The following is a 4,568-nucleotide window of genomic DNA, read 5'->3' as shown; positions in this document are numbered from 1 at the left end:
AGCGTTGCCATGAAGGCGGATGTGACTGCGGCTGAAGTGACTGCGGCGGAAGCCTTGGGCGGTGCTCCCGCCGTTGCCGGGGACATCCGGATCGACCGGCCGACCCTGCACGACGTCGTCGTGATCAGGGTCCGCGACATGATCATCGAAGGCACGCTGGCCGCCGGCTCCCGCATCCACGAAGGGCAACTCGGGCAGCAGCTCGGCATTTCCAGGACGCCGCTGCGCGAGGCGCTGAAGGTGCTGGCGCGCGAAGGCCTGGTCGATCTGGTCCAGGGCAAGGGAGCGCTGGTCCGCAAGCTGACCCACAAGGACGTCAAGGACATGCTGGTCGTCCTGTCGGCCATGGAGGAGTTGGCGGGAAAGCTGGCCTGCGAGAACGCGTCCGACAGCGACATCCGCGAAGTTCGCCGCCTGCACGACGCCATGATGGGCTACTACGCGGTCCGCAACCGGCTGCCCTATTACAAGCTGAACCAGGAAATCCATTCCGCCTTCATCCGGATCACCGGCAACGAGGCGCTGTCGATGGTCCACACCCAGTTGCAGGCCCGGCTGAAGCGCATCCGCTTCATCGGCAACGAGAAGCCGGAGCACTGGGACGCGGCGGTCGCCGATCACGAGGAGATGATCGCGGCGCTGGAGGCGCGGGATGGGCCGAGGCTCTCCAGGGCTTTGTCCGACCATCTGGCCGAGACATGGCTGCGGGTCGCCGATTCGATTTGAGTTAACAAAAACAATCACCCGACAATCGATCAGGCCGGCCCGTCCGGCCGGAAACCCGTGGCGATAAGCTTTACGGGAGGAGGAAACATGTACCCGACGCATCCCCGCTCACCCGCCGGAACGAAACCGGCATCCATCGCCCTGGTCGGCGCCGGAGAGTTCGGCGCGACCTTCGCGGCGCAGGTCCGGCGCATCCCGGACCTCCGCCTGCGGCTGGTCTGCGACCGCGACGCCGCCCGGTCGGAAGCGGCATTGCTGCGCGCCGGCTATCCGGCGTCCGAAATCGCCTTCTGCTCCGGCCGCGCGACGATCCTCGCGGCGATGGAACGGGGACAGGTCGCCGTCGTGGACGATCTGGCGCTGGTCGCCGACCTGCCGCTTGACGCTGTCGTGGAAGCGACCGGCCAGCCGGAAGCGGCTGCCCGTGTGGCGGAGCAGGCCCTGGGCAGCGGCTATCATCTGGCGCTCGTCACCAAGGAAGCGGAAGTGACGATCGGCCCGCTGCTGGCTCACCGCGCGAAGGCTGCGGGGCTGGTCCATACGCCCGTGGACGGCGACCAGCCGGCCCTGCTGATCGGCCTGATCGCACGGGCCGGGATGCTCGGCCTGCCGGTGATCGCCGCCGGCAAGGCCAGCGAGTCGGACTATGTCTTCGACCCGGTGGCTGAGACGGTGACCTGCTGGGGCCGCACGGTCGAGACAAAGGGCTATGGCAGGCTGTTCGACGCCGACCCGCACGCGGTCCTTGCCGAACGCTTCGTCGGCGGGCTGGAGACCGGGACGGTGCCCGACCTGTGCGAGATGGCCGTGGTGGCGAACCACTGCGGGCTCGCCGCCGACCGGCCGGAACTGCACGCGCCGGTCGTCCGGACGGTGGAACTGCCCTCGGTCTTCCGGCCCGCCGAAGACGGCGGCATCCTGGGCCGGACCGGGGTCGTCGACGTCTTCGCCTGCCTGCGCCGGCCGGACGAACTGAGCTTCGCCGGCGGGGTCTTCGTCGTGGTGGAAACGCCGGACCGCGCTACGGGGTTGCTGCTGACGTCCAAGGGCATCCCCGCCAGCAAGGACGGGCGCTACCTGCTGCTGCACAACCCCATCCACCTGCTGGGCGTCGAAGCTCCCATCTCGGTCCTATCCGCCGTCCGCCAGGGGCAGTCTTCCGGCGGCTCCGACGTGAAGCCGCGCGTCGATCTGGCGGCACGGGCCAATCGCGACCTCGCTCCCGGTGAAGTGATGGAGATGGCGGCCCGCCACGCGGTTCCCGCCTTCGATCCGCTGATCCTGCCGGGCTCGGCACTGCGGCCCGAATCTCCGGTACCGTATTATCTGGCGGCGGGACGGCGGGTCCTGCGGCCCGTCGCCAAAGGGGCGGTGCTGACGGTCGCCGACGTCGATCTCGACGCCGGCAGCGCCCTGGTCCGCCTGCGGCGCGAGCAGGACGCTGTGTTCGAGAACGCCTAAGGCGGATCGGGCGCGACAAAAAGGACGCCATCATGGCCCGCATGGCTATCCATGCGGAAAGGCAGCGCTGGCAACTGGCAAGTGGACGCTCCAGCCGCTATGGTGCGGATCATGGCCGATGAAGCATCCCCCGGCGCGCCGATGCGCGACCCGTCCGTTCCGCCCGCCTCCGGCGCCACGCGTCCCTCAACGCCGTCCGAGCGCGGCGAGGCGCCCGAGGCCCGCTGGTTCGGCTTCCGCGAGGTCGATCCCAACGCCAAGGCGCCGATGGTGCGTCAGGTATTCGACAGCGTCGCGACCAACTACGACCTGATGAACGACCTGATGTCGGGCGGCGTCCATCGCCTGTGGAAATCGACGCTGATCGAGATGATCAGACCGCGTCCGGGCATGACGCTGCTCGACGTGGCCGGCGGCACCGGCGACATCTCGTTCCGCTTCCTGGATGCGGCGGGCGGCGGGGCCAACGCCTTCGTCTGCGACATCAACGAGCAGATGATCCTGGTCGGGCGCGACCGCGCCATCGACCGGGGCGTGCTGGACGGCGTCGACTGGATCGTCGGCGATGCCGAGAAGGTGCCGCTGAAGAGCCGGTCGGTCGATGTCTATACGATCGCCTTCGGCCTGCGGAACGTGACCCGGATCGACTCGGCACTGGCCGAAGCGCGCCGCGTGCTGAAACCGGGCGGCCGATTCTTCTGCCTGGAGTTCAGCAGGGTTGTCCTGCCGGTCCTGCGCGACATCTATGATCAATACTCCTTCACCGTCCTGCCCCGCCTGGGTCAGATGGTGGCCGGCGACCGGGAGGCGTACCAGTACCTGGTCGAGAGCATCCGCCAGTTCCCCGATCAGGAAAGTCTGGTCGGACGGATCGAGGCGGCCGGGTTCGGTCAGGTGCGGTACCGCAACCTGACCGGCGGAGTCGCCGCGATCCATTCCGGCTGGCGGCTCTGATCCCTTTTCCTGAACCGGTTCAAAAGTCCCGATGATCCGCACGATCCGCAACCTTGCCCGCCTGATCGTGATCATGCGCACGCTCGGCCGTCACGACGCGCTCTTCCCGCACGAACTTCGGGACGTAGTGCCGGGCGTGTCGTCCTTCGCCCGCCTGATCTCGGCGAAGAACGTTCCGGGACGGCCCGGCCAGCGGCTGGCCGCAGCACTCCGCGATCTAGGCCCCAGCTTCATCAAGCTCGGCCAGATCCTGTCCACCCGTTCCGATCTTGTGGGCGAGGCCATCGCCGCCGATCTGGCGGAGTTGCAGGACAAGCTGCCGCCCTTCCCCGCCGAAGAGGCCCGCCGAATCATCGAGACGGAGTTGGGCCGGCCGATCGACGAGCTTTACGAGAGCTTCGACGAGAAGCCGATCGCCGCCGCCTCGATAGCCCAGGTCCATTTCGCCATCATCGCCAAGCGCCCGGACGGCGCCGACCCGCGCGGCGACTACGCGCGCGGCCATGACGGGAGGGGAGAGCCGAACGACCCTCGCTCCCGCGAGGTCGCGGTCAAGGTGCTGCGTCCGGGGATCGAGCTGGCGTTCCGCCGCGACCTCGACCTGTTCCGCTGGCTGTCGGAACTGGCGCTGACGGTTCAGCCCAGATTGAAGCGGCTGCGGCCGGACGAAGTGGTCCAGATCTTCGCCGACACCGTGCGGATGGAGATGGACCTGCGGATGGAGGCATCGGCCGCCTCCGAGCTTGCCGACAACTTCAGGGGCGACGACGCCTTCAACGTGCCCAGGGTGGACTGGGACCGCACCAGCCAGCGCGTGCTGACGCTGGAGCGTATCCGGGGCATCAAGGTGGACGAGGTGGACCGCATCCGGGCGGCGGGCTTCGACCCCGACGACGTGCTGGCGCAGGCTTCATCCTCGTTCTTCAACCAGGTCTTCCGCGACGGCTTCTTCCATGCCGACCTTCATCCCGGCAACCTGTTCGTCAACGAGAGCGGCAACATAGCGCCGGTCGATTTCGGGATCATGGGCCGGCTGGACCGCGCCACCCGCTACTATCTGGCCGACATGCTGCTGGGCTTCCTGAACGGCGACTACCGCCGGGTGGCGGAAGTCCACTTTCAGGCCGGCTACGTCCCGGCCCACCAGAACATCGAGAACTTCACCCAGGCGTGCCGCGCCATCGGCGAGCCGCTGCTGAACAAGCCGCTGCACGAGATCTCCATCGGCCGTCTGCTGGCACAACTGCTGGCGGTGACCGAACAGTTCGAGATGGAAACCCAGCCTCAGCTTCTGCTGCTTCAGAAGAGCATGCTGACGGCGGAAGGCGTTGGCCGCGCGCTCAACCCCGACATCAACATGTGGGAGTTGGCGGGTCCGCTGATCGAGGACTGGATGCGGGAAAACCGCGGCCCCGAAGCCCGCGTGG

4 protein-coding genes are annotated in these 4,568 nt (G+C 67.9%); all 4 read left to right on the top strand.

Annotated features, from left to right (window positions below):
• Positions 1-726: GntR family transcriptional regulator (locus AC5JJ6_RS00275; RefSeq protein WP_496040119.1), on the top strand; the 726-nt coding region annotated here is incomplete at its 5' end.
• Between the two features lie 87 nt (positions 727-813).
• Positions 814-2,187, top strand: a complete 1,374-nt coding sequence (locus tag AC5JJ6_RS00270) for a homoserine dehydrogenase (RefSeq protein ID WP_496040118.1) — start codon at positions 814-816, stop codon at positions 2,185-2,187.
• A 111-nt stretch (positions 2,188-2,298) separates the two neighbouring features.
• Positions 2,299-3,141 (top strand): bifunctional demethylmenaquinone methyltransferase/2-methoxy-6-polyprenyl-1,4-benzoquinol methylase UbiE, encoded by an 843-nt coding sequence (gene ubiE, locus AC5JJ6_RS00265; protein WP_496040117.1) that lies wholly within the window; start codon positions 2,299-2,301, stop codon positions 3,139-3,141.
• 31 nt (positions 3,142-3,172) lie between these two features.
• A partial coding sequence (gene ubiB / locus AC5JJ6_RS00260) for a 2-polyprenylphenol 6-hydroxylase (protein WP_496040116.1) occupies positions 3,173-4,568 on the top strand: 1,396 nt, incomplete at its 3' end.

Source organism: Skermanella sp., from assembly GCF_059503625.1.
The sequence above is the reverse complement of the archived record's forward strand: the minus strand, read 5'-3'. Positions and strand labels throughout refer to the sequence as shown.